General features: G+C 60.4%; 24 protein-coding genes and 1 pseudogene. 15 read left to right on the top strand and 10 right to left on the bottom strand.

The features are described 5' to 3' along the window. Nucleotides 1-184: 184 nt before the first annotated feature. The 4 genes from KHP60_RS23115 to KHP60_RS23100 all read right to left on the bottom strand — a co-directional run bounded on the left by KHP60_RS23115 (nt 185) and on the right by KHP60_RS23100 (nt 3532). On the bottom strand, nt 185-886 hold the full coding sequence (locus KHP60_RS23115) for an IS6 family transposase (protein ID WP_213566639.1): 702 nt from the start codon (nt 884-886) through the stop codon (nt 185-187). A 249-nt stretch (nt 887-1135) separates the two neighbouring features. Continuing rightward, entirely contained in the window at nt 1136-1471 is a 336-nt protein-coding gene (locus tag KHP60_RS23110) for a hypothetical protein (protein ID WP_213566638.1), read from the bottom strand. After that, entirely contained in the window at nt 1471-2337 is an 867-nt protein-coding gene (locus tag KHP60_RS23105) for a DUF6772 family protein (RefSeq protein ID WP_311925260.1), read from the bottom strand. Before KHP60_RS23105 ends, KHP60_RS23110 begins: the two co-directional genes overlap by 1 nt. A gap of 58 nt (nt 2338-2395) precedes the next feature. Then, nucleotides 2396-3532, bottom strand: a complete 1137-nt coding sequence (locus KHP60_RS23100) for a mandelate racemase/muconate lactonizing enzyme family protein (RefSeq protein ID WP_311925258.1) — start codon at nt 3530-3532, stop codon at nt 2396-2398. A 118-nt stretch (nt 3533-3650) separates the two neighbouring features. On the opposite strand from KHP60_RS23100, the gene KHP60_RS23095 reads away from it, so the two are divergent. The 9 genes from KHP60_RS23095 to KHP60_RS23055 all read left to right on the top strand — a co-directional run bounded on the left by KHP60_RS23095 (nt 3651) and on the right by KHP60_RS23055 (nt 10785). Continuing rightward, nucleotides 3651-4409 carry a FadR/GntR family transcriptional regulator gene (locus KHP60_RS23095; RefSeq protein WP_213566635.1) on the top strand — a complete coding sequence of 253 codons (759 nt, stop codon included), beginning with the start codon at nt 3651-3653 and terminating at the stop codon, nt 4407-4409. Then, on the top strand, nt 4406-5227 hold the full coding sequence (locus KHP60_RS23090) for an SDR family NAD(P)-dependent oxidoreductase (RefSeq protein WP_213566634.1): 822 nt from the start codon (nt 4406-4408) through the stop codon (nt 5225-5227). The genes KHP60_RS23095 and KHP60_RS23090 overlap by 4 nt, the downstream gene beginning before the upstream one ends. 44 nt (nt 5228-5271) lie before the next feature. Beyond that, on the top strand, nt 5272-6504 hold the full coding sequence (locus KHP60_RS23085; protein ID WP_409366313.1) for an ABC transporter substrate-binding protein: 1233 nt from the start codon (nt 5272-5274) through the stop codon (nt 6502-6504). A gap of 28 nt (nt 6505-6532) precedes the next feature. Next, nucleotides 6533-7441 carry a carbohydrate ABC transporter permease gene (locus tag KHP60_RS23080; protein WP_213566640.1) on the top strand — a complete coding sequence of 303 codons (909 nt, stop codon included), beginning with the start codon at nt 6533-6535 and terminating at the stop codon, nt 7439-7441. Further along, nucleotides 7438-8292 (top strand): carbohydrate ABC transporter permease, encoded by an 855-nt coding sequence (locus KHP60_RS23075; RefSeq protein WP_213566632.1) that lies wholly within the window; start codon nt 7438-7440, stop codon nt 8290-8292. The genes KHP60_RS23080 and KHP60_RS23075 overlap by 4 nt, the downstream gene beginning before the upstream one ends. An 18-nt stretch (nt 8293-8310) precedes the next feature. Then, nucleotides 8311-9330, top strand: coding sequence for an ABC transporter ATP-binding protein (locus KHP60_RS23070; RefSeq protein WP_213566631.1), 1020 nt, complete (start codon nt 8311-8313; stop codon nt 9328-9330). Between the two features lie 278 nt (nt 9331-9608). Further along, nucleotides 9609-9800, top strand: coding sequence for a hypothetical protein (locus tag KHP60_RS23065; RefSeq protein WP_213566630.1), 192 nt, complete (start codon nt 9609-9611; stop codon nt 9798-9800). A gap of 271 nt (nt 9801-10071) precedes the next feature. Further along, nucleotides 10072-10518: a DUF3597 domain-containing protein gene (locus KHP60_RS23060; RefSeq protein WP_213566629.1), complete on the top strand. Its 447-nt coding sequence runs from the start codon at nt 10072-10074 to the stop codon at nt 10516-10518. Nucleotides 10519-10647: 129 nt separating this feature from the next. Further along, a complete protein-coding gene (locus KHP60_RS23055) occupies nt 10648-10785 on the top strand; it encodes a hypothetical protein (protein WP_213566628.1) in 138 nt (45 codons plus the stop codon). A 192-nt stretch (nt 10786-10977) separates the two neighbouring features. On the opposite strand, the gene KHP60_RS23050 is transcribed toward KHP60_RS23055, so the two are convergent. The 4 genes from KHP60_RS23050 to KHP60_RS23035 form a co-directional block, all read right to left on the bottom strand. Next, the gene (locus KHP60_RS23050; RefSeq protein ID WP_213566627.1) at nt 10978-12060 is read right to left on the bottom strand and encodes an NAD/NADP octopine/nopaline dehydrogenase family protein; all 1083 of its coding nucleotides are present in this window, start codon (nt 12058-12060) and stop codon (nt 10978-10980) included. Between the two features lie 90 nt (nt 12061-12150). Then, nucleotides 12151-12732 (bottom strand): peroxidase-related enzyme, encoded by a 582-nt coding sequence (locus tag KHP60_RS23045; RefSeq protein ID WP_213566626.1) that lies wholly within the window; start codon nt 12730-12732, stop codon nt 12151-12153. After that, entirely contained in the window at nt 12729-13226 is a 498-nt protein-coding gene (locus KHP60_RS23040; RefSeq protein ID WP_213566625.1) for a CMD domain-containing protein, read from the bottom strand. The genes KHP60_RS23045 and KHP60_RS23040 overlap by 4 nt, the downstream gene beginning before the upstream one ends. Before the next feature lie 24 nt (nt 13227-13250). Further along, nucleotides 13251-14423: a PLP-dependent cysteine synthase family protein gene (locus KHP60_RS23035; protein WP_213566624.1), complete on the bottom strand. Its 1173-nt coding sequence runs from the start codon at nt 14421-14423 to the stop codon at nt 13251-13253. 176 nt (nt 14424-14599) lie between these two features. Between KHP60_RS23035 and KHP60_RS23030 the strand changes: the two genes are divergently transcribed. The 5 genes from KHP60_RS23030 (at nt 14600) to KHP60_RS23010 (ending at nt 20304) form a co-directional block, all read left to right on the top strand. Next, nucleotides 14600-15646 carry a LysR family transcriptional regulator gene (locus tag KHP60_RS23030; protein WP_213566623.1) on the top strand — a complete coding sequence of 349 codons (1047 nt, stop codon included), beginning with the start codon at nt 14600-14602 and terminating at the stop codon, nt 15644-15646. Beyond that, the gene (locus KHP60_RS23025) at nt 15643-17115 is read left to right on the top strand and encodes an NAD(P)-binding domain-containing protein (protein ID WP_213566622.1); all 1473 of its coding nucleotides are present in this window, start codon (nt 15643-15645) and stop codon (nt 17113-17115) included. Before KHP60_RS23030 ends, KHP60_RS23025 begins: the two co-directional genes overlap by 4 nt. A 263-nt stretch (nt 17116-17378) precedes the next feature. Next, the gene (locus KHP60_RS23020; RefSeq protein ID WP_213566621.1) at nt 17379-18344 is read left to right on the top strand and encodes a tripartite tricarboxylate transporter substrate binding protein; all 966 of its coding nucleotides are present in this window, start codon (nt 17379-17381) and stop codon (nt 18342-18344) included. Then, nucleotides 18335-18808 carry a tripartite tricarboxylate transporter TctB family protein gene (locus KHP60_RS23015; protein WP_213566620.1) on the top strand — a complete coding sequence of 158 codons (474 nt, stop codon included), beginning with the start codon at nt 18335-18337 and terminating at the stop codon, nt 18806-18808. The genes KHP60_RS23020 and KHP60_RS23015 overlap by 10 nt, the downstream gene beginning before the upstream one ends. After that, a complete protein-coding gene (locus KHP60_RS23010; protein WP_213566619.1) occupies nt 18805-20304 on the top strand; it encodes a tripartite tricarboxylate transporter permease in 1500 nt (499 codons plus the stop codon). Before KHP60_RS23015 ends, KHP60_RS23010 begins: the two co-directional genes overlap by 4 nt. Nucleotides 20305-20608: 304 nt before the next feature. On the opposite strand, the pseudogene KHP60_RS23005 reads toward KHP60_RS23010, so the two are convergent. After that, a pseudogene (locus KHP60_RS23005) lies at nt 20609-21503 on the bottom strand (pirin family protein). Nucleotides 21504-21710: 207 nt separating this feature from the next. Here KHP60_RS23005 and KHP60_RS23000 point away from each other — a divergent pair. Then, on the top strand, nt 21711-22394 hold the full coding sequence (locus KHP60_RS23000) for an HAD family phosphatase (RefSeq protein WP_213566618.1): 684 nt from the start codon (nt 21711-21713) through the stop codon (nt 22392-22394). 92 nt (nt 22395-22486) lie between these two features. Here KHP60_RS23000 and KHP60_RS22995 read toward each other — a convergent pair whose 3' ends face one another. Then, complete coding sequence (locus KHP60_RS22995) at nt 22487-23476, bottom strand: MBL fold metallo-hydrolase (protein ID WP_213566617.1); 990 nt, start codon at nt 23474-23476, stop codon at nt 22487-22489. Between the last annotated feature and the right edge of the window lie 537 nt (nt 23477-24013).

Here is a 24013-nt window from a genome sequence, read left to right as displayed (position 1 = left end):
ACGCCGTGGATCTGGAAGACGTTCTTTGCGATATCAAGGCCGATGGTGGCAATCTCAGGCATGGATGTGGATCCTCTCCGGTTCTTCAACATGCCCATTCTGGCATGTCTGACGCTGGTGGAGGGCGCCATCCACGACATCACGTTAACCTGAAGAGGCCGCAATAAGGCCAGCTTCGCTGGTTTCACGCGAGCACGCCCGCCGCGGCTTTCCATGCCGCCATAGCCTGGAGACGGTGAAGGTGAGTGGCGAGGGCACACTGGTGTGAGTGGGGCGGAACGAATAGGTTTCTGGCAGCCGAAAAGACCGAAGTGAACTGCTGCAGGCCTTCGACAGACTGAAAGCCCTGCATCATTTTCTCCCGTTTCCTCAGCGGGAGATGCGAATTCTCAGCCCTGTTGTTGAGGCCCTTGTGGGACCGGTGCTCGATCCTTGGCATGACTTGGCGTCGGGCTGCTCCGTATGAGGACAGCTTGTCCGTGATGATGCGCTTGGGCGCCATGCCTTGCTTCTTCATCAGCCGGGTCAGCAGGCGCTTGGCCGCCTTGGTATCGCGCCGACCCTGGACTATCTCATCGAGCACATAGCCGTCCTGGTCGACAGCCCGCCAGAGCCAGTGTTTCCTGCCGGCGATGCTGACAACCACTTCATCCAGATGCCAAATGTCAGTCGGGCGTGGCGGCTTGCGGCGGAGGCCCCGGGCATATTCTGGTCCGAACTTCCTGCCCCATCGGCGGATGGTTTCGTATGACACAACGATGCCTCGCTCGAGCAACATCTCCTCCGCGAGCCGCAGGCTCAGAGGAAACCGGAAGTACAACCAAACAGCATAGGCGATGATCTGGGGCGGGAAGCGATGGCGCTTGTAGCTGACGGGCTTGGTCATGCCGCAGCTATTAGGCCACAAGCTGCTGACCAGGAGTTACCGTGACATCACCGACCCGGAGCCGCCAGTGGCGCTCTCAGCATAGCTGCGTTCAGCCCTCGCTTGGGCGAGACTAATCAATCTAGATTAGCCAATGTGTTTCGCTGCCTCATCTGGCGCAGCCGCCTCATCTCGCACAGCCGCAGGTAGCGCTGCATTCCAAGCCCTCCGTAACAAATGGCAGACAGCCCGCGGACTCTGCCTTGAGGCTCAAGCTTTCAAGTGAACGGTCACGAGGACGATGCATTCGGCCTCCGGTGGAAAATCCGCCGAAATGCGCAGCCAGTTGCCGAAGTGCTTCACGCGCAGAGTGACGATGCCATCCTTGCGAGTCGGCATCGGGGCTTCGGTGCCTTCGGGCATCCAGCGCATGCCGTCGGGCGAGATCTCGACCTTGGCCCTGGGTTGTTCGCCCTTGGGCTCCTTCAGCGCCCGGATGAAGATGACCGCCTCGCGCGCCCAACCGGCTTCGAAGGGCTCTGTTGCCGCAGAGCCCGTCCAGCGCTCGTTGCGACCGACCACAAGGGTGATGTTCTCGGGCAGCATTAGAAATCTCCCGAGATGCAGACGGAATCGACATACAGAAAAGCGCGCTTGTCGGCATCGGTCTCGGTGAAAAGACAGAAGTTCAGCATGCACCAGAGATTCTTCATCGCCGGGATGCGGATCGATTCGAAACCCGACATGTCGAAGGTGCGGTCGTTGCAGCGGAAGGACAGCGCCTTCATCTCGTCCAGATCGAAGTCGAACGCGAGATAGGTCCAGTTGATTTTCGTCGGGATCTCGTTGTAGCAGAGGCGTTGCGCGCCTCCGGGCAGGTCTTCCCAGTCGTCCGGCGCCAGGTGGTAATGACTGAGCGTCTTGTCGCTGTCGCCGATCGGTTTCAGCTCGGTGGTCCGGCGCTTGAACTGCCATTTCTGCAGGTGCCGGCCATCCAGTGCGTTGAGGAAGCGCAGATGGGGCATCACGCGCTCGCCGCCCTCGTCCTGATCGCCCGATTGCAGATCGAACAGGAAGCCGACCGAACGGACATCGGTCTCGCTGAGCTTGAGTTCCGTCGCCTCCGGCTTGAAGGTGAAATAGACTTCGAAGCGGATCTTCCCCCGCTGGCGGAAAGTGTGGCGCTTGATGGCAACGTTCTGCGCCCCCTTGCGCGGACGCGTCGCGATCTTGAGGGCATAGGACGATCCCATGCCGCCGTGGGAACCGGAATCCCAATGGGGCAGGGTCGACAGCATGGCGCTCGTGTGTTGAGCGTAGCCCGGCAGCATCGTGTCGAGATCGTTCTCGTAATTGCCGACCAGCTGCGACCAGCCGCAATGGCCGGTGGAAAAGCGGTCGTGGCTGATGATGCGCGGCAGAGGATCGAACCGGCTGAGCGTGGGGTCGGCGCCCAGCAGTGCAAGCCGCAGCGCCTCGGTTAGGTCGTTCGTCGGCATGGTTGAACTCATCCTCATCTCCATGCTCGCGCTATGCGCGGAGCCGCGCGACGGCATCCCAGTCGATCTCGATCCCGAGTCCCGGGCCGGTCGGTACCGGCAGCATGCCGTTCTTCTGCCGGTCGGCGCCGGGCGCTGCGCCCGTCAGCGCGGTCTTGAACGGGCTGGCGTCGGTCTCACACTCCATGGCACGAATGTTCGGCATCGCAGCCGCGAGATGCACGCTCGCCGTTTCGCACACGATGCCCGACATGCCGATATGGGGCGCATATTGAACATCATGCGCCGCGGCGAAATCCGCCATGCGGCGCGTCTCGCTGATCCCGCCGGAGCGCGCAACGTCCGGCTGAAGGTAGGAGAGCGTCCGGTTGGCGACGAGCCGCATCGTCTGATCGAGGGTGTAATTGCTTTCGCCCGCCGCGAGCGGCGTCGCGCATCGCCGGTGAAGCTCCTCATAGCCAGCCTCGTCCTCAGGCCGCAGCGGCTCCTCGAACCAGAAATAGGCGTTGTCGGACAGGGCGCGGCCCACCTCGACCGCCTCCTCCAGCGTATAGGCCCAATTGGCGTCGACGCAGAGCTCGATATCGTCGCCGGCGCGCTTGCGCAGGCGGGCGATGCGCCCGCACGCGTCCTTGACGGGGTTCGCGATCTTGATTTTGACCCGCGGAAAACCCTTCTCCAGATAAGTATCGAGCTCACGGTCCATGAGCTCCTCGCTGCCCCAGTTCACGGAGGCCGCATAGACGGGCACCTCCGTGCGGCCCATGCCGCCGAGCAGGCGATGAATGGGTAGTCCGGCCACCTTGCCCAGGATGTCCCATAGGGCGATGTCGACGCCGGCGATCGCCTCGAACAGCATGCCGCCGGAGCGTCCGGACAGCGCCCGCCGCATCGTGCGCCAATGAGCCTGGATATCGGTAGGATTGCCGCCGACTAAGCGGGGCTTCAACGAGGTCTCGATCACATTGGCATAGGCCTTCGGCGAAAAGCGCGCAAGCGCCTCGCCCACACCGACGATGCCGGCGTTCGTCCGCACCTCGACCAGCACGATGGAGACCTCGGTGTAGGCCCCCCATGACGTCACGGTCGGCTGCGGCAATCGCTGCTTCAGGGGGTGAGCGATCACATCCGTGATGCGTATCTCTGCTCCGTTCGCTTCCGCCGACACCCGATCCTCCCCTGGCTGGGCCTCTGTCATAGCGTAGAACAAAGCTTCTTAGCAACTAAAAAACATAGTTGCTATGTTGTCTGCCGGCATGGTACGGATGGGGGAAATCGGTGGACTCATGAACGCAGTCAGAAAGCCACTCTTCGCCGGCAAGCCCGTCACCCCGGCGCGGCTCGCGGATACGGTCTCGGATGCCATCGCGGCGGCCCTGTTCGATGGGCGCATCGCGCCGGGAGAGGCGCTGCCGGCCGAAGGCGAGATCGCCCGCGAGTTCGGTGTCTCCAAGCCCATCGCCCGTGAGGCGCTGCGCCAGCTGGCGGCGGCCGGCCTGATCCTGACCCAGCAGGGCAAGGTCGCACGCGCCAAGGCCATGAACGGCGAGCCGATGGAGCGTATCTACGGTTATGCCGCGCGCTCGAGCCTTGCACGCCTGCGTGAGGCGAACGAGATGCGCCGCGTGATCGAGACGGGGATCGCCCGATTGGCGGCGGAGCGCCGGGATCCGGCCGGGTTGGCCGCCATGGAGCGGGCTCTGCGCGACATGGTCGGGTCCATCAGGGAGCCGGCGGGTTTCACCGAGGCCGACATTCTCTTCCACCTCGGCATCGCGCTTGCCACGGGCAACACCATGATCCGGGTGCAGATGGAGGGCATGCGCTCGGTCCAGCGCGAGGTCTCCGAACTCTTCTCGACACGAGGCAACCGCGCGGATGCCGACTGGAACGCAACCGTCGAGCGTCATCGCGCCATCTTCGAGGCGATCGCGGCCGGCGCGCCGGATCTCGCCGAGCAGAAGATCATTGCCCATTTCGAGGCGGCCGACATCGCGTCGCTCGAAGTGGCCGGAAAGCTCGAAGGCGGAGATGGGCAGCGATGACCGGCGCCTTCTCCCTCCTCGGTCGCCGTGCGGTCGTGACGGGTGCCAATTCGGGCATCGGGCGAGCGATCGCGCTGGGCTTGGCGCGGCAGGGAGCGGATGTGGCGGTCCACGGTCATGGCGACCCGGGCGGCCTGGCGTCGGCTCGTGCCGAGATCGAGGCCCTTGGCCGAAGATCGATGACGTGCGAGGCGGATTTCTTCGACCCCGCCGCGCCCGAAACGCTCGCGCGCCGGGTCACGAACGAGTTCGGGCCTGTCGACATCCTGATCGCCAACGCGGCCATCGAGCATCGAACGCCTTGGCAGGAGGCGACAGATGAGCACCTCGCGCGTCATTTTACGGCGAATTTCGCGTCTCTCATGGCGCTGTGCCGCGCGCTCGTGCCTGCCATGGCGGAGCGAGGTTGGGGGCGTGTCGTGGCGACCGGCAGCGTCATGGCGGCCCGGCCGCGGGCCGAGACCGTGGCCTATGCGGCGTTCAAGTCGGCCCAGCTCACGGCCATTCGCGCCATCGCCCGTGAGGTCGCGCCGGCCGGCGTCATCATGAACGTGATGTCCCCAGGCGCCATCGAGACGGAGCGCACGGCGGACCGCTATGCCGATGCGTCCTTCCGTCGTGCGGTCGCGGCCAAGATCCCGGTCGGACGTCCCGGCCGGCCGGAGGATTGCGTCGGTCCTGCGATTTTCCTGTGTTCGAACGAGGCCGCCTATCTGACCGGCGTAGACATTCCGGTCGATGGCGGCTGGACAATCGGGGATCCGCCTGGCTCGCTTCCGGGCGAGTTTGCAACCAAAAATAGACCGGGCGAACAATAGACCCGGCACGAAATCGACCTGGGAGGAAAACGATGAACACGACAATGAAGAGAATGACCTCTACGGCGCTGGCGCTTGCAATGATGTCGGGCTCCCTCAGTGCCGCCGAGCTGCGCTTCACCATCTGGACGGGCAATGAGGCGCATCTCAAATTGCTCAACGGCTTCGCCGAGAGCTTCAAGGCGAAGCATCCGGACGTGACCGTCAAATATGAGACGATCCCGCCGGGCGACTACACCCAGAAGCTGACCTTCCAGTTGGCTGGCGGCAATCCGCCGGACGCCGGATGGTTGATGGAAGACGCCGCACCGACCTTTGCCGCGGCAGGTGTGCTGGAGAACCTTGGCCCGGCCTTGCAGAAAGCCCAAGGCTATGACTTCGCGGACTTCTCGAAGCCCGCCCTCGGCCTGTGGACCGCCGGCGATAAGGTCTACGGCGTGCCGTTCTCGACCTCGCCCTTCGTGATCTTCTACAACAAGGACCTCCTCGACAAGGCAGGCCTGGAAGACCCGAATGCGCTGGCGGCGAAGGGCCAGTGGACCATGGTGAAGTTCCAGGAGGTGGCCAAGACGCTGAAGGACGCCACCGGCAAGTGGGGCTTCGAGTTCAAGGACGGTCAGGGCTACGACACACGCATCATGCACGCGCTGATGCCGCCGATCCGCGCCGCCGGAGGGGACGTATGGGCGAACAAACAGTGCGGCTTCGACAAGCCTGAGGCGGTGGCGGCCGTCAAGCAACTGCACGACATGGTGTTCAAGGACAAGTCCATCGCGCCCCCCGGCGAGCAGGGAGATTACTTCTCCGGCGGCTCGGCCATGACCATCAACCAGATCTCGCGCGCTTCGCTCATGCCGAAGGCGGGCTTCAAATGGGGCATCGCCCCGCTGCCCACGGGCGCGGGCGGTGAGTCGCCGGTCATCGGGCAAGCCGGCATCGTCGTGTTCGCGGCCGGCAAGCAGAAGGAGCTCGCAGCCGAGTTCGTGGCCCACATGACGACCAAGGAGAACGTCGCCGGCGCCGCGCAGTTCTTCCCGCCGGCGCGCAAGAGCGTGCTCGACAGCGACGCCTTCATCAAATCCAACAACCTCATTCCGCCGGAGCAGATGAAGGTCGTCGGCGATGCCATTTCCAAGGGCAAGGTGCTGCCGGCCCATGAGAAGAGCCCGCAGATCCTCGCCGCGATGAAGCCGCGCGTCGATGCCCTGTGGCGCGCCAATGCCGACGTGGACGCGTCGCTGAAGGCTGTCTGCGCGGCCATCCAGCCGCTGCTCTGAGGACCGGGCCGTGGCGGACGCGCTCCCAATGCGGGACACGGCGCATCGCAAGGATGCGCCGTGGCTGACCTTGAAGATGCGTGAGGCGATGGAGGCTTGGCTCTTCATCAGCCCCACGCTGGCCGGCTTCCTCATTTTCTTCGTTGGACCGCTGATCGCGGTGGTCTGGTATTCCCTGACAGAGTGGAACCTGCTGACTCAGCAGGCGACCTTCGTTGGTCTCGACAATTACAACGATGCGCTGTTCCGCAATCCGGATTTCTGGCACGTCATTCGCAACTCGGTGGTCTTCGCGAGCGGACTGGTGCCTCTCAACATGGCCCTGGCTCTCGCGCTCGCGCTTGCCCTGTCCCGTCCTTTCAGGGGTGTGGTGATCTTCCGGACCGTGTTCTTCGCACCGGTGGTCACATCGGCGGTCGCCTGGGCGATCGTCTGGAAGTTCCTGCTTCAGGGGGAGGCGGGATTCATCAACCAGATCCTGGCTCTGATCGGCATCGATGGGCCTAATTGGCTGCGCGAACCGAACTGGGCCATGGTGGCCGTGATCGTGACCCGCGTCATCAAGATGGTGGGTCTCAACATGATCCTCTACATCGCCGCGCTGCAGGCGATTCCGCGCGACTATGAGGCGGCCGCCAGGCTTGAGGGCGCATCGGGCTGGCAGATCTTCAGCTGGATCATCTGGCCGCTCCTGGGCCCCACGACCCTGGTCATCATGGTCATCACCACGATCGGATCATTCAAAGTCTTCGACCATATCTATCAGATGACCGGCGGCGGGCCGGAGAACGGCACGCTCGTCCTCGCCTTCTACATCTACCAGCAGGGATTCCAGTTCTTCGACGTCGGCTACGCGTCCGCGCTCGCCATGATCATGTTCGTCGTCGTCATGGTCCTCACGCTCGTTCAGCTCGCGCTGCGCCGGAGGGACACGTGACAGCGTCTCTCACGCAGCGGCGCGTCCGCATTCTCAATCAGATCTGCTGGACGCTCGCGCTCTGCGTCGTCGCCATCCCGTTCGTCTTTCCCTTCCTTTGGATGGTCTCCTCCGGCTTCAAGAGCGCGGCCGAAATTTTCGGCTCTCCAAGCCTCGTCCCGCGCGAATGGCAGTGGCGGAACTTCGTCGACGTCTTCAACCATCAGCCCTTCGCGCGGCAATACTTCAACTCGCTCTATATCGCCGTCATCGTCACGGGCTTGACGCTGGTCCTCTCCTCGCTCGCCGGCTATGCGCTGGCGCGCATGCGCTTCGCCGGCGCGGCACTGGTCGGCCTCTTCCTGGTCTCCGCCCTGATGGTGCCGGAGGAAGTGACGATCATCCCCAACTTCTTCATGATGCGTTGGGCCGGCCTCGTGGACACCCATTGGCCGCTGATCCTGCTGCCGACCTTCGGGCCGCACGGCATCATGGCCACCTTTCTCATGCGGCAGTTCTTCCTCGCCCTGCCGAAGGAGCTCGAGGATGCGGGCAAGATGGACGGCCTGTCACGGCTGGGCGTCTGGTGGAGCATCGCACTGCCCATGTCGCGGCCGGCTCTCGCCGCGGTCGCCATCATCACGTTCCTCAATTCCTGGAACCTGTTCCTGGAGCCGCTGATATTCGTCTCCTCCTTGGAGAAGTTCACGTTGCCGCTGGCGCTGTCGAACTTCACCGATCCCTACGGCATGCCGCTCTGGCATCTGCAATTGGCCGCCACCAGCCTCGCAGTCGTCCCGATCCTCGTCGTCTACATCATCGCCCAGCGCCAGATCATCGAGAGTTTCGCGCTCTCGGGCGTGAAGGGTTAGCCCTCTCTCGGACCCGCCATGACCAGTCTCACCCTCAGCAACGTCAAGAAGCATTTCGGCAAGGTCGACGTCATCCGCGGCGTCGATCTCTCGGTCGAGGACGGCGAGTTCGTCGTCTTCGTCGGACCGTCCGGCTGCGGGAAATCCACGCTGCTGCGGATGATCTCGGGCCTGGAGGACATCAGCTCCGGCGAGCTCCGGATTGGACATCGGATCGTCAACGAGACACCGCCGGCGCGCCGCGGGGTCGCGATGGTGTTCCAGTCCTACGCGCTCTATCCGCATCTCAACGTGCGGGACAACATGGGTTTCGGCCTCAAGGTGCGCAAAGTTCCGGCCGGCGAACGCGCCCGCCGCGTCGGGGAGGCGGCGCGCACGCTCAAGCTGGAACCACTTCTCGATCGTTTTCCGCGCGAACTCTCCGGCGGGCAGCGGCAGCGGGTCGCCATCGGCCGCGCGATCGTCGGCAATCCGGAGGTGTTTCTGTTCGATGAACCATTATCGAACCTGGATGCGGAACTGCGCGTCCACATGCGTTCCGAGATCGCAGCGCTGCACAAGCGCCTCGGCAACACCATGATCTATGTGACCCATGATCAAATCGAGGCGATGACCCTGGCCGACAAGATCGTGGTGCTGCGCGAAGGGCTGGTGGAACAGGTCGGCACGCCGCGCGAACTCTACGAGCGTCCGGGCAATCTGTTCGTGGCGCAGTTCATCGGCAGCCCGAAAATGAACATCCTTCCCATCGACGCGGCCGCGGGCGCTTGGCCCGGCCGTCCTGCCGGTGCGGCCCATGTCGGGATGCGCCCCGAGGATCTCAAGCTGACCGATCCCGGTGCCGGCCTCATCGGCGGCAAGGTGCTTCTCAGCGAGTATACTGGCGCATCCTCCTTGCTGCACGTGGAACTCCCCGGCGGCGAGGTTTTCCTCGTGGGTTGCGAGGGGTGCGCCATCGATGCGGGTACCGCCGTTGGGCTCACCATCGCGCCGGACCGACTGCACTTCTTCGATGATGCCGGCCGACGGGCCAGTTAGCTCTTCACAATCTCCGTTTGACTTGTTGAGGCAACGCCTTGTCTGCTCCGGCCTCGCACCAATCTCTTCACATATCCTCAAAGGTCCGGTCCTGGCACCACGGCCACTCCGGCCCCGAGTCACGATCCATTGACCTGGGTTAATCTCAGGGTTTTCCGGGATCCTGATCTCTGGTTTAATTCCTCGCGGGTCGCCCGGCTTGCCGGCACCCGGGAGGAGCCCTGACACTTGCCCACCGGCTTGCCCTTGGCTCATCCGTCTCCGCCAGGAGGAGCGCCATGGCAGCCGTCGCAGTGCAGCCCAGTCGCGTGAGGTCCCGATGGAACGGGATGAGCCAGCGCTGGCGTGTGGTCCTGACCTCGTCGCTCGTGGCTCTCGTCGCCTTCCTGATCGGCGCCCGCCTGCTCCACAAGTCCGCGCTGCAGAAGCAGCATGACCTCCAGCATCATGCCGAGGCGGCGACCGTCTGAGCCGTTCCAGACCTTCAATGCCAGTTGCGATCATCCGCCCGCTAGCAACCATCCCGTAAGGAGTCCGCTGACGGGACGTTGCAAGTGGCTCCGAAGCATCAGCGCTGGAACGTGCCCTCCCTCAGGGTCCGATCTGCCGGCCCGCCGCCGAGGGACTTCCCGGACGTTCAGCGTGCGCTGATCATGGCGTTGTTATTGCCCCGTTCGGGGCCGGCACTATTTTCCGCTGACACGACAAGCCCTCGGGACATCGATTCAGGGAGTGGATACGATGAGCATCTTCAGCAGAATCAAGGACGCGATCTTCGGATCCGCAACGGCGCAGGAGGCCCCTCCGACATCCGCCACCACACCGCCTGCGCAAGGGGCTGCCACAGCCCCTGCGGCCACTGTAGCGACAGCCGCACCGTCCGCCCAAGCGGCCACACCGGCGTCGGCCCCAAGCGCGGCATCGATGTCCCAGGTCGACGTCGAGGCCGTACTGACGGACCTCGCCGCGAAGAAGGGGCAGAAACTCGACTGGCGCAAGTCGATCGTCGACTTGATGAAGCTGCTCGATCTCGACAGCAGCTTGGACGCGCGCAAGGAACTCGCGCAGGAACTGAACTACACCGGAGACACTTCCGACTCTGCCGCCATGAACGTCTGGCTGCACAAGCAGGTCATGGCCAAGCTTGCCGCGAGCGGCGGCAAGGTGCCCGACGATCTCAAAGGCTGAGACGGGAGCCGAGCCCCCTGCCATTGCGGTACAATCGCTTTCCAAGGCTCTCGCACGCGGGATACCCCATCTACGGAGCGGGGTTAAAGCCGATCGAGGCTGCGACAGCCCAGTTTCGGGAGTAGCCCAATGCGAGACCGTCCGATGGCGCTCACGCCGGAGCATCTGGCACAGGTTCATCGCGTCCTGGACGATCCCGGCCTGGACGCGACGTGGACCTATCAATTGCCTGAGGTCCGGCACTTGTACGGTTCGACCCAGAGCTGATGTTTAGGCGTAACTAAAAGCAGGTTTCACGTTTCCGAGAAGAAACGACAGAGCGAAGGCACCGGAACTGCTCGTAAGTTAGGTCACCGCTCCATCCTCGGTCGACGAGGCTATCGGAACCCCACACGAAGTTCCAACATTGACACAACGGAGCGGATCTGAGGGGTGACGGCGATACCTGTTTTGGATCGGTTACTCGGGCAGGGGCTCGTTTGTGTGAGCCGAAACTGGTTCCGGGCTTGCAACGATTGATTCCCATGGCAAGACCCTAAGAAGGTCGTTCTCAGTCGAGAAATCACGCCCATACAATGCACAAAACAGTTGAATTCCTGCTTGGTGAAGCCGCAAGGGGACGTCTCGCCTGGCCGCCAGTTCAACGAGTGGCACAATTCCGAAGGGGACATCTTCAGTAACAAATCTCGTATCCAAGGATGTCGGACCTGGCGGGCCTTGGCGCTGCTTATGGACCATCGCCGCCATCTCCGCGATCGAGTGGCCCTCCTCGAATCCAAAGGTTAGTTGGTAATGCTCCTGAACCGTGCGAACCGTCACTCCATAAGCCTTAGCTAAGTCTAACCGTTCTCTATCAAGAGCCTCAATAAGCCGTGCCACAGACGGCGTGATACCATCGTAATTTGCCCAGTATTCGCCTTTCTCAATTCGTGTGAGGTTACAGAGGGCGCTCGCCATATGAATTGGCGGATTGAGGTTGCCGAGAGCAATAGAAAGTGTGTTTAGGACGAGTCGGAAGCGATCTCCAAACAGCGCGCGGCATAAATCTAGGCATCTAGCCCCGGCTGCACTGGGTAGTGCTGCGACCTCAAGCATCTGCCGAATACCACCAACCGCAATGCTTGTCGGTCCAGTCCGTCGGCTCATTAGTACGGTTGTAGCCCAAGCTATGACATCGGCCTCGACGCCTCGAGTTGCAAGGCAATGCTTCAGATAGACGCCACTGAGGGATAGTTGTGCACTGACGATAAAGGACTGAACATCACGGGCGAACGGTACAACCGCATCCATGACCGCTCGGTGCCCATATCCAGGTACGGCAATGATCACAACTTCGGCTTCGGAGACCAGTTCTTGAGCCGAACCAGCCACTTGAATGCGAAAGCTGCCTTCGATGACTCCGGACGCCGTGAGTTCGTGCCCAATGAGAGAACGGGAACTTTCGCCGGATGGAGACCAGACAACGGGCTGATGACCGCTCTTCATGAGAAAAGCGGCATAGCCAAGCGCAATGCCCCCGCATCCAACAATTCCAATTTTCATTGTTCATGATCCTGAGTTCTGTGACTTCTATCCTCGTTCTACTAGGCAGTGTGCTGATAGGTTTCGAGGCAAGAGGATTTCTTTGGAAACTTAGCCCGCCGTCTTCACTGGCTGTCCCAGCGTGTGCATGAGGCGGTTCGCCCAGCCAAAAATGGCGGTGGAGAGCACAAGATCGACGATTTCTAGATCCGAAAGCTCAATGTTTCGCAATGTCTCTATATCGTCCTCAGTGATGGAAGGCGGTGTATGCGAGAGCTTGACAGAGAAATCGAAGATCACCTGTTCGTGTTGTGCAAGCTTTGCACTCACACCATCCTGGAAGATGCGCTCGACGACATCGGTCCCCTTTGTCAGCTGATTGTAGCGGCTCCCATGGACTGCAGCACAATAAACACAGCGATTGACGACAGAGGCGCCAATCGCGCCAAGCTCGCGCTCAGCCCGGGAGAGGCCATCGTTCCCATACATAATGGCATTGAAGAGAGGAGACCGTTGGGCCAGGGATTCCGGATCATGGGCTAGAACAAGCACGTAGTCCGATACGCTCTTGTTCGAGGGCGTCACCTTCATGGCATCAAACTGCTCGGGCGTTGCTTCCGAAAGTTTGACGGGAGTGATGTAAGGCGACCAACGCGGAAGTTCGGTTGTGAACTCGTGAACGATCGCCGTCATAGGATGTCCTTCAGCCTTTTGAGGCCCGCAATCACGCGGACTTGGTAATTCACGAATGCGGCCAGTTCCGACAGGCGCACAATGTCCGGCTCGGTGATACCGGCATCCTGCATGGCAGTAATGTCAGCCCGGGTCGCCTTCTTAGGCTCGCGGGTGAGCAGATCCATATGCCGAACGATGGCATTGAGGCGCTTGCTGTAATTGTCGATTTCTTCTGCCCCGATGGGCTCGCTCAGCTTTGGGTCGGCGCGGGCTTCACGAAGCTTGGCCAAATAGTGCTCAGCCAAGCTCTCGTCGGCGTTCTGGCGCGCCATACGAGCCGCGAGGGCAGCGCGCTCGGCATGGCTCACGCCGCCAGGCTCGCGAGGACGAATGATTGCATCATAGCTTGCCTGGCTCAGATTCATGATGTCCGTACGAGCGAGAAGGGCATGAGCGAGGGGCGAGCCAAGCCCTACGCCAACAAGCTCTTCTATGATATTGGCTTCGCTCATCTTGATCCTTTCTTCAGGTACGTCTTATTGAGCGCCTGCGAACGAGGCATCCTCGATGCGGCATTCGAAGGAGCTGCCAGACAGGAATTGCTCGATAACCGCTTCATAGAGAGCGGGATCGATACCGGCCTCTCGAAGCCAATCTTCTGAATAATAGGTGGTGCGGTAGCGCTCCCCGGAGTCACAGATGAGAGTGACTAGCGAACCGGTCTCGCTTACAGCCCTCATTCGTGCGGCAGCCCAGCACAGGCCGAAGAAGTTGGTTCCGGTCGACCCGCCGACACGTCGGCCGAGGAGGCGCGTGAGCACCCGCATGGCGGCGATTGAGGCTGCATCAGGTACCTTGATCATTCGGTCCACGACACCGGGGACGAATGAAGGTTCGACACGGGGGCGCCCAACGCCTTCGATGCGGCTTGGCTGATCACAAGTGGCGCAACCTCGCCGTCCCTTGTACCCATCGAAGAATGCCGAGTGCTCAACATCTGCAACAAGAAGCTTAGTCTGGAAGCGCTTGTAACGGATATACCGCCCAATCGTGGCCGTTGTCCCGCCTGTGCCCGCGCTCATGACGATCCAGGAAGGCACCGGATGCTCCTCAAGCTCCATCTGCTCGAAGATCGATTCCGCGATGTTGTTGTTGCCACGCCAATCTGTTGCCCGTTCAGCATAGGTGAACTGGTCGAGATAGTGCCCGCCTAGGTGTTTGGCCAAGGTGCTTGCTTCCTTGTAGAGGTAGCGGCCATCCTCAACGAAGTGACACTGCCTGCCATAATGCTCAATGGCAGCAATCTTCTCGCTGGACGTGCTGCGTGGCATAACGGCGTAGAACGGTAGCCCAATCATGCGGGCGAAATAGGCCTCCGAAACGGCTGTCGATCCCGACGAGGCCTCAACGATCGGCGTATCAGATCGGATCTGTCCATTGCAGAGTGCGTACAGGAACAGAGACCGCGCTAGGCGGTGTTTTAGGCTTCCTGTCGGATGGGTGGATTCGTCCTTTAGGTACAGATCGATACCTTGAAGAGCAGGCACCTCTATCTTGTGGAGGTGGGTATCCGCAGAACGCTTTTGATCGGCTTCGATCCGGGCAATGGCCGTCTCTATCCATAAGTTGCCGGTAGCGGCGCTGTTAAGGTTTGCCTCACACCCATCAAGCTTAAGCGTTGGATCGAAGTTCAGAAGCAAGGATGTCATGACCTAGTCCAATCGGAGCGGATAGCGATGGCGTCACGGATTATGCATTATAGGCTTCGCACATCAACATGCATTTATTATTCTGTAAGCGAATGATGCATATTGCTAATTGTGGCTGCGTACTAGGCTACAAATGACATAATTTTATGCTTGTCGTGCATAAATCGTGAGTTAGAATGCAAAATATGGATATAGAAAGTCTCGACCTGAAACAGTTGGATGCTTTTGCTGCTGTCATGTCAGCTGGGAGCATCACTGGCGCAGCTCGTCTCTTGGGACGGTCTCAGCCCGCCGTAACGCGACTGATCCAGGATCTTGAAGCTAATCTTGGCTTTGAGCTTTTGCACCGTAACGGGCCACGTATCACCCCCACGGAGCAGGGCCTTCTCTTCCATGATGAGGTCGAACGCCTCCTCGTCGGCATTAGGCATATCGCGGATCGTGCCCGAGCAATCGCCAAGCGGAAGGTACCACCGATCGAGATCGCCGCGATTCCGGCTCTCGCAGCCGGAATCATCCCTCTTGCTCTCGCTCGGATTGACCAGAAACTCGTCCCTGATCAACTTCATCTGCGCTCATCCACAGCCGAACATGTTGTGCAAGCGGTGTTGGCCCGTACGGCCGATCTTGGCTTTGCCAGCCTGCCCATCGAGCATCCTGGTGTCGATGTTCACTGGATCGCCGAAGCACCCTGTGTAGCGGTTCTTCCCGAAGACGATCCCTTGGCCCGTTCCAGCGTAATCACCATAAAGGCTCTCGCCGCGCGTCCGCTTGTAACGATGGCCAATCCGTATCGCCTCCGGCGCCGGATCGACGAGGCTTTGGCTCAGGCTGGAGTAAAGCCGGAGCGGATCGTCGATACGAATGCATCCTTTACCGCACTTGGTGCGGCTCGTGCCGGGATCGGGGTCGCGTTGGTCGAGCCCGCGACTGCTTATGGCACTCCGATTCAGGGATTGGCTGTTCGACCGCTCGATATTCATATTCCCTTTCTGTTCGGAGCGTTCACGGCCTCTGCGAGGCCAGTGTCGCCAACTGTGCAGGCGCTCATCGACGCATTTGAGCAGGTCGCGATGAAGACCTTGCCCGGCTGTCGCCGCCACGATCCGTCCGACCGCGAAAGCTTCGCAGGAGCCATCTACGGTTCTGCTACCCTCACAGGCGAGTTGGATCATGGAGCCGTCGCCGCACCCATCCGCCGACAAGAGGACGATCTTCGATGACGAACCAGCATTCTTCTGGGGGTCTAGGCCTCCAGACCCTTGAGGTGCGTCTCAGGCAGGATCTGTCGTGGCTGGAGCTCCCCGCCAAATCCTGGGTGCCACGCCGACGCGTCGATGGGAAGGACGTGCGTGACGTCGTTATCGTCGGTGCGGGCATGTGCGGGCTTGTCGCCTCCGCCATGCTGAAGCGCTTCGGGGTTGATAACATCGTCGTGTATGATCGTGCCCCCGAAGGCCAGGAGGGACCCTGGATTACCTTTGCCCGCATGCAGACCCTCCGCTCGCCCAAGCAACTGACGGGACCGGCGATGGGTCTTCCTGCGCTCACCTTCAGGGCATATTATGAGGCTCGCTTCGGAGTCGAGGCTTGGGAAGGGCTTGATAGGATCCCCAAGCATCAATGGATGGACTATCTTGTCTGGTATCGAAAGGTGCTGGACCTGCCGGTTCAGAATGACACAGCGGTCACCGGTGTTCACGCACGGGCCGATGGTTTGCTGGATGTCGAGATCGATCACAAAGGTTCGCGGGAGACGGTGCTGACCCGCCGTTTGGTTCTAGCGACTGGACGCGATGGGCTTGGTGGCTCCTATGTGCCGGAATTCGTGCGTCGGATCGACCGACGTTTCTGGGCCCACTCAGCGGATGACATCGACTTCGAGGCACTCCGAGGCAAACGCGTTGGCGTAGTCGGCGCGGGCGCGTCCGCGATGGATAATGCCGCTACAGCGCTGGAGCAGGGGGCGGCACGCCTGGATCTGTTCATCCGCCGCACCGATATTCCACGTATCAACAAATTCACGGGCATCGGAAGCCAGGGCGTGGTACACGGCTTCGCGGGCCTTCCCGACGAGTGGAAATGGAAGTTTCTCGACTACACTTTGTCAGCGCAGACGCCGCCGCCACGTGACAGCACACTGCGTGTGTCGCGACACGAGAATGCCTTTTTCCATCTTGGCAGCCCGATCACGAACCTTAGAGAAGAGGGCAATCACGTCGTCGCGACAACGCCCAAAACTGAATACCATGTTGACTTCATGATCTTCGCTACTGGCTTTCGGGTGGATCTCTCGCTGCGGCCTGAGCTTAAGGAATTTATCCCTAATATTCGCTTCTGGGGGGATCGGTTCAGCCCGCCTGAGGGATTGCGCAATGCGGAGCTGGAGACCTCTCCGGATCTCGGTGAAGCGTTCGAGTTTCTTGAGAAGCGGCCTAGCGAATGTCCCGTACTGAAACACATTCACTGTTTCAATTTCCCAGCTACTCTAAGCCATGGAAAGTTGAGCGGAGACATTCCGGCAGTCAGCGAAGGGGCTGATCGACTCGCGCGGGGTATCGTCCGCACGCTGTTCGTGGAGGACAAGGAGGTTCATTTTGCCAATCTCCAAGCCTTCTCGACTGCTGAAATTCTTGGCGACGAATGGGTTGATGCCGATCATACGACGGGCGGTTCGGGCAAGGCCGCATAGAAGTGCCTCACAGCTCATCCGGAAGTGAGCCCATCGCTCAGAAAAGGACGCGAAGAGGGTCAAGATGGGACACAAGCCTCACAGGGGCAGAGTATGGAGTTCTCAGTCCCATCCAAGACAAGGTTGAGACTAGGACTTCCGCCCGCTGCCTACGGGCCAAGAACAACAAAATCGTCGATCAGTAACCTAGCTGCCGCTCGCGGTGCTAGCGCGTCACCCCGTCGTGAAGGATTGGGGAAGTCATACGAAATGGAGAGGGATACATGAGAAAGCTTGTTCAACTAGGAGCCTGCCTGGCGATCACCCTGGGTGCCGTCTCACCAGTATCGAGCGCCGAATACCCGGCAAAGCCGATTGAGATGATTGTTGCTTTTGCTCCAGGCGGCGGAACGGATGTCGCCGCGCGCTCTATTGCGCGGTTCATGGAAAAGCACCTTGGTTCAAACGCCCGTATCGCGGTCATTAACAAGCCGGGAGCGGGCGGTGAGATCGGCTGGACTGCTGTCGCGACCGGACAGCCTGACGGCTATACGATCGGCTTTATCAACGCGCCGGCCATCAATGCGCTCGTCGTCGAGAACAAGGCGAAGTTCAAGATGGACGACTTTCAACCCATTGCGAACCTCGTCTACGATCCTGGGATTCTCGTCGTCAACAAGAACAGCCCCTACAAAACCCTGAAGGGGTTGATCGACGCTGCAAAGAAGGCCCCGAATTCGGTCGTGATCGGCACATCGGGAGCTGCCGGTTCGTCGGAACACATTGCCATTCTGAATCTGAACCGACTTGCCGACGTCAAATTCAATCCGGCCTTTTTTGGGGGCACAGCACCTGTGCGGCAGGCGATCCTCGGCAACCATATTCCGAGTGCAACGATGAACCTGAGCGAGGCGCTTCAGCTGGTGCGTGAGGGTGAAATCCGCATCCTAGGCGTCATGGATGCCGAGCGCTCGTCCTACATGAAAGACGCACCGACCTTCCGCGAGCAGGGCGTCGACTTGGTTGCCGGCGCGACACGTGGCATCGCCGCGCCCAAGGGCGTCCCTGCTGATATCGTGGCAAAGTTGGAGGACGCCGTCGACAAGGCGCTCAACGATCCGGAGTATCTGGAGGCGGCCAGAAAGGCCGAGATCCCGCTCAATTTTCTGAAGGCGAATGAGTACAAGGCGCTCCTGGACAAGATGACCACCGACCTTGAGGCCACATGGAAAGTGACGCCATGGCGGTAAGATCCGCTTTGACTCGGCGTCAGGCCGAAATCACCTTTGCGGCGGCGCTGATCGCCGCCGCATCGGCCATCTTCATCGAAGCAAGGAAGTTTCCGCCAGATAGTGCTGGATATCCACGCACCCTCGCGGTTCTGCTTGGGATCGGGGCTCTGCTGGTCATTGTTCGCGAGGTGAGACGGCCGCGAGAGAGCGGAGTGCAACCGTTCTTCGATCATCCCATCCGGTTCATCGTCGGGTTTGGCTTTCTCCTGGCCTATATCGTGATGATCAACCTCTTCGGTTATCTCCTGCCGAGCGTGGCCTTCGCAATCGGTCTCCCTTTCGTGCTGGGATATCGAGAGTGGCGTCTCCTCGTTCCGGTCGTACTCGGCACCCTGGCAATGATCCTTCTCATTTTCCGGATCATTCTGGAGCGTCCTCTGCCCCCTGATCTTTTGAACTTCCTTCTGGAGGCTCTGCCATGATCGAGGCTCTTGTCAGTGCTCTCCCGCATGTCTTCGCTCCAGCAAACCTGTTTGCGGTGCTGCTCGGAACCGTCGCCGGTCTGGTTGTTGGTGCATTGCCTGGCCTTACCGTGACGACAGGGATCGCGATCCTTATTCCATTGACTTTTGGTCTTGACCCCCTGTTTGCCCTCGGCATGATGGCAGGTATGTACAATGGAGGAAGCTATGGTGGAGCGATTCCAGCAATTCTGATGAGAGTGCCCGGAACGCCCGCATCTGTTGCAACCATTCTCGATGGGTACGAGATGACGAAGCGGGGGCAGGCGGCCTATGCCCTGCAGGTTGCCGTCGTCTCGGGTGTTATCGGCAGTGTGCTGTCCGCCATATCGCTCATCCTGTTCGCCCCGCCTCTCGTTAAACTTAGCCTTCTCTTCGGCCCGGCGGAATTTTTCTGGGTCGCCGTTCTGGGATTGGCCACTGTCTCCTCGCTCCTGGGAGAGGATCTGATCAAAGGCCTGATCGCTGCCTTGATCGGATTAGCCATCGGTACGATCGGGCAGGATATCTCCACGGGTGTGGAGCGCTTTACCTTCGACCTTCTTCCTCTCGCGGATGGTCTCGACATCGTGGTCCTGCTAACCGGCTTGTTTGCCATTCCCCCTGTGATGCAGATGATCGAGGAGGCTTTGAAGGTTGGTATGTCCGGGGACCTGCTCAAGCTGCGGCGGCAGGGTTCCGTGCTATCGAAGTGGCGTGAGTTCATGCCCATCTGGCTTCGCAGCTCTGTGATTGGCATTGTGATCGGAATTCTACCCGGAGCCGGCGGGAGCATGTCCTGCTTCCTGGCCTATAATGATGCGAAGCGGATCTCTAAGAACCCTGAGAGCTTCGGAAAGGGAAACCCTGAAGGTGTCGCCGCATCGGAGGCCGGAAACGGCGCGGATAACGCAGCCTCTTTGATCCCAGCCCTGACGTTGGGCATTCCGGGGTCGGGCGTTGCGGCGGTCATCCTGGGCGGATTGCTCGTTCACGGCCTGCGACCGGGACCTCAACTCTTCCGCGATCATCCGGATGTGATCTACGGTTTCATGCTGCAGATGCTTCTCTCGGCGTTCCTGCTGGCCATTGTCGGGGGACTGGCGGCAACACGGATCTTCGGGCAAGCCTTGCGGCTGCCAAGGATCATGCTGGCGCCGATCATCATGCTGTTCGTTGCGGTGGGCGTGTACGCCGTCAACAACTCCATGTTCGACCTCTATATGCTGCTCGGCATCGGCCTTGTTGCCTATGTCCTGGAGAAGCTCGACTATCCGAGCGCCCCTATCGTGCTCGGCGTCATCCTTGGGCCACTTGCAGAGAGCCAGCTTCGCCTCGCGCTGACGATCTCAGGAGGGAACGCTGTTGCGATTGCATCTTCGCCAATATCGATGATCCTGATCGCGTTGACGCTGTTCGTCTTACTTGCACCTCTCTGGCGCGCTTGGCAGGACAGCCGCAAAGCCGCAACTGCTTGACGCGAAGAAGACCCACAGAGCGGCGGCAGCATTGCTGCCCCTCTGGTTTCCAGACACTGAATAGGTGCACGACAGGACGTGCCGATCTGAACCAATAAGAACGAGTGTTCATGGCGTGTCCAGCAACCAACTCGAGTGGTGGCCGAAGGAGCGATCTTGGACGTTCCTAAAAGCACTGTGATTTGCTCGATTTGCTCTTAGATGTCATCGCCAATGGCATTCGTTAGAACGAACTCTGTCCTGCGGCAATGTCCGATGGGAAGGGATTATGGGGCATTGCTGCGGGTCAGAGAGCGGGTCTGGCTCAGGACATCGGCTCAGGAGCGGGCTTCGGGTCTTCAGTTAGAGGGATGAACTCCTGATCATCATTCAGGGGCAGATGAATCCGACCGCTCTGCCAGTCGGCCTTAGCTTGCTCGATCCTGTCTTGGCGCGAGGAGACGAAGTTCCACCAGATGTGCCGCGGTCCCAAGGGTTCACCGCCCAGCAGCATAACCGTCGAGGCCTCAAGTGCCGTCAGGACCGGATCCGAGCGTCCGGCGAAGACCAGCATCTGCCCTGGGCCGTACTCTTGGCCATCCGCCTCCCCCGGCCAGTCACCACATAAGCGGCTCTCTCTGGATACTCGCTCGGGATGCCGATCCGGCCGCCAGGTTGCAACTCGGCATGGACATAGAACAGGGGAGACTGGGTCCTGACCGGGTTGGTCAGCCCGAAGGCCGACCTGCAATCAACCGTGCCGAGACACCCGCTTCCCCAAACACCGGGAGGTCCTCCGCGCCATGATGGATGAAGCTTGGCTCTATCTCCTCCTGGGCGTCCGGAAGGGCCACCCAGGCTTGGATGCCGTGCACCCGCCCGCCGCTCTGCCGGATCGGGCCATCGAACCGCTCGGAGTGGCTGATGCCGCTGCCGGCTGTCATCCAGTTCACGGCGCCGGGCCGGATGGCCTGCTGCGCCCCTGTGCTGTCCCGGTGCATGATCTCACCATCAAACAGGTATGTGACGGTTGCGAGCCCAATGTGCGGGTGAGGGCGTACGTCAGTTGTCGGAGGCACATGGGGCGGCAGATCTACGGGACCCATTTGGTCGAAGAAGATGAACGGTCCAACCATGCGCCGCCGCATGAACGGCAGCACGCGACCGACTTCAAAGCCGCCAAGATCCTTGCGCCTGGCGGCAATCACCAGATCCAGCATCAGACCCTCCGTGCCAAGAGCAAACCCCAGCCCGGTCGGGATGGTTGGCCCTCACGAGGGCTGAAATGTGACCTGAAGACGCAATGGGATCATTGAAATAGATCGGTGAGGGGCCATACCTCCTGACCTGACGCTTGGACCTGTGTGGGGCCACCGATGACAGCACACGCGTTGTCCTCAATCCCAGCCCACGATGGAGTTGATCCTATGACAGACGAACATCCAAGCGGAGTTAGGCCAGGACAGCATCCGTTTCGTGCCGTGCTGTGGGATATCGATGGCACCCTGCTCCTGAGCGAGGACATGCACTTTCGAGCCCTGCGCCATGCTCTGGCAACCGAAGGGGTGGAGGTGCCTGACGAATTTCATCATGAGATCGTCGGCCGGGCGGCGAAGGTTGTCTACGAGAAGTGCCGGCAGACCTTCGGCTTGTCGATGAGCTTCGACCAGTGGCGCCGGCTGAAATACAGCTACTACACCGCCCATGCCACGGAGATCGCCGTGCGGCCCGGCGCGCTGGAGGCCTGGAGGATGTTCGAGCGGCTGGGACTCCGGCAGGCCTTGGTATCGAATTCAGACCGGATCGTGGTGAACGCGAACATCCGGCTGCTGGGCTTGGAAACGCCCGGGTTCATATCGGTATCGATCAATGACGTGGTGCGCGGCAAGCCTGACCCTGAGCCCTACGAGCGGGCGGCGACACTACTTGGTCTTACGCCTCAGCAATGTATTGCCATTGAAGACAGCCCGACGGGGGCACTGGCTGCCCTTGCCGCTGGAACCCACATCATCGCCTGGCCGGAGGATCGAGTGCTGGAGTTCCCGCCAGGCATCCAGCCCATCACCGAGCTTGAGCCGGCAGTCCAGGAACTCCTCCGATCTGCGGCTTGAAGGGGACTGCACACGATGATCCCGGTGAGCACGCACGGGGGAAGCGATGGCCCGTCCCCTGCGTGGTGCTGAGGCGACGCAAGTTCATCACCTTACTGGAAGTGGTAGAGTGCTCCCTGTTCCGGGATCACGAACTGGACCCCGAGATCGTTACCCGCCTCCAACTCCTTGCGGATCGCCTCCTGCGGCTGCTCATCCGTTAATGGGTACTTGATGTGGCTCACGACCACCGGCAGCCCCTTCAGGGCGTTGCCACCAACTTCCTGATCCAGAGCGTGCAGAGTCTTGTGGACCCACTTCGGTGTCAGATGCCCAAACAGCAGATGATCCGACCGGTCACTGGTGTATGATACTTCCAGAATGATGGCCTTCAGTTTTCGCTGCTTTACCTTGTCGGCAACGGCCTTCCAGATGTCCTGCATGTTGGAGGCCTTCTGGACTTCGTCAGGACCAGTATCCCCGAAGCACAGGATAGCATCGTCTCCGCTTTCGATGAGGAAGGCAGTGGATTCGGCGCCTCCATGATTGAGCGGGAAGGGGGTGACAGTCATTTTGGTTCCGGTCAGCTCTTTGGCTTTCCCAGGCTTCAGGTCCTCCAAGTGATACTTCTTCAACTGCGGCTGCTGACCCCGATCCAGCATGTTCGGCCAAGCCTTCCAGTTGAAGTAGTTCTGCTCGATCTCCGCACTCACAGACGGCAAGCTATAGATGGTTTTGTCGCTGTCATCAGGCGAAGCGATCACCAGCCCCTGCACATGGTCGAGATGTGCGTGGCTAATCAGATAGCCTTTGAGGTCGTTCTTCAGCACATGCCCGACGACACTATCAGGCGATCCTTCCGGCACTTTGACATCCCCGAACACACCCTTGTCCTGAGCGACCTTCAACCCATTGACCAGGCTGCCGGCATCACATGCAATCGCGTTCCGGTCCCCGTGCGGCCGAATGAGATAGGAGCTGAGATTGCCATCCTGAATTCCGCCCAGGGCGCCGAGAACAATCACATCGAAGCCCTGCTCCGCCAGAGCAGCGGTAGGCATCAGAAGCATTGATATCGAAACAAGCGATGGGATCAGCTTCATGAAGGTTCCGCTACTTTCAGATTAAAGTTCGCATGACAAATGCTGGCACAGGAGAGGGATGAAAGCCAACCATTATCCTTGCGTTATTGCCATACGATGGACAATGGCCGGTAGGAACAGGATGTACTCGAATGCTTTCAACAGGGCAGTTCGGGATGGCAAACTGCATCAATGTGGCGTCGCTGAAGGCGGGTGGTAAAGAAGGGAATGTCTCATGAACCGTTCGACTCCTCCCCTCGACTCGGCGCTACTGACCGCACTGTTTCTGGTAGGCGCTGCCAGTGGAGCGGCGGCCCAAGATCATAAACCTGTTCATTACACCTGTGCGGATGGCACAAAGCTTCAGGCCATCTTCTCTCCCCCAAGCACCTCACTCGGATCAGTGAAGCTAAAGCGCTTTTGATCTGGACTTGAATCCATTCGGGTGGGCTGTGCGTTGACAGGCATATGGCCCGGGAGGCAAGCCATGCCCCAGCCCTATTCCGCTGATCTGCGTGCGCGTGTTCTGGTCGCCGGTGCGCGCGGCGACCTTCCTCA

It is taken from the genome of Microvirga sp. 3-52, from assembly GCF_018383585.1.
Classification (GTDB): Bacteria; Pseudomonadota; Alphaproteobacteria; order Rhizobiales; family Beijerinckiaceae; genus Microvirga.
The sequence above is the reverse complement of the archived record's forward strand: the minus strand, read 5'-3'. Positions and strand labels throughout refer to the sequence as shown.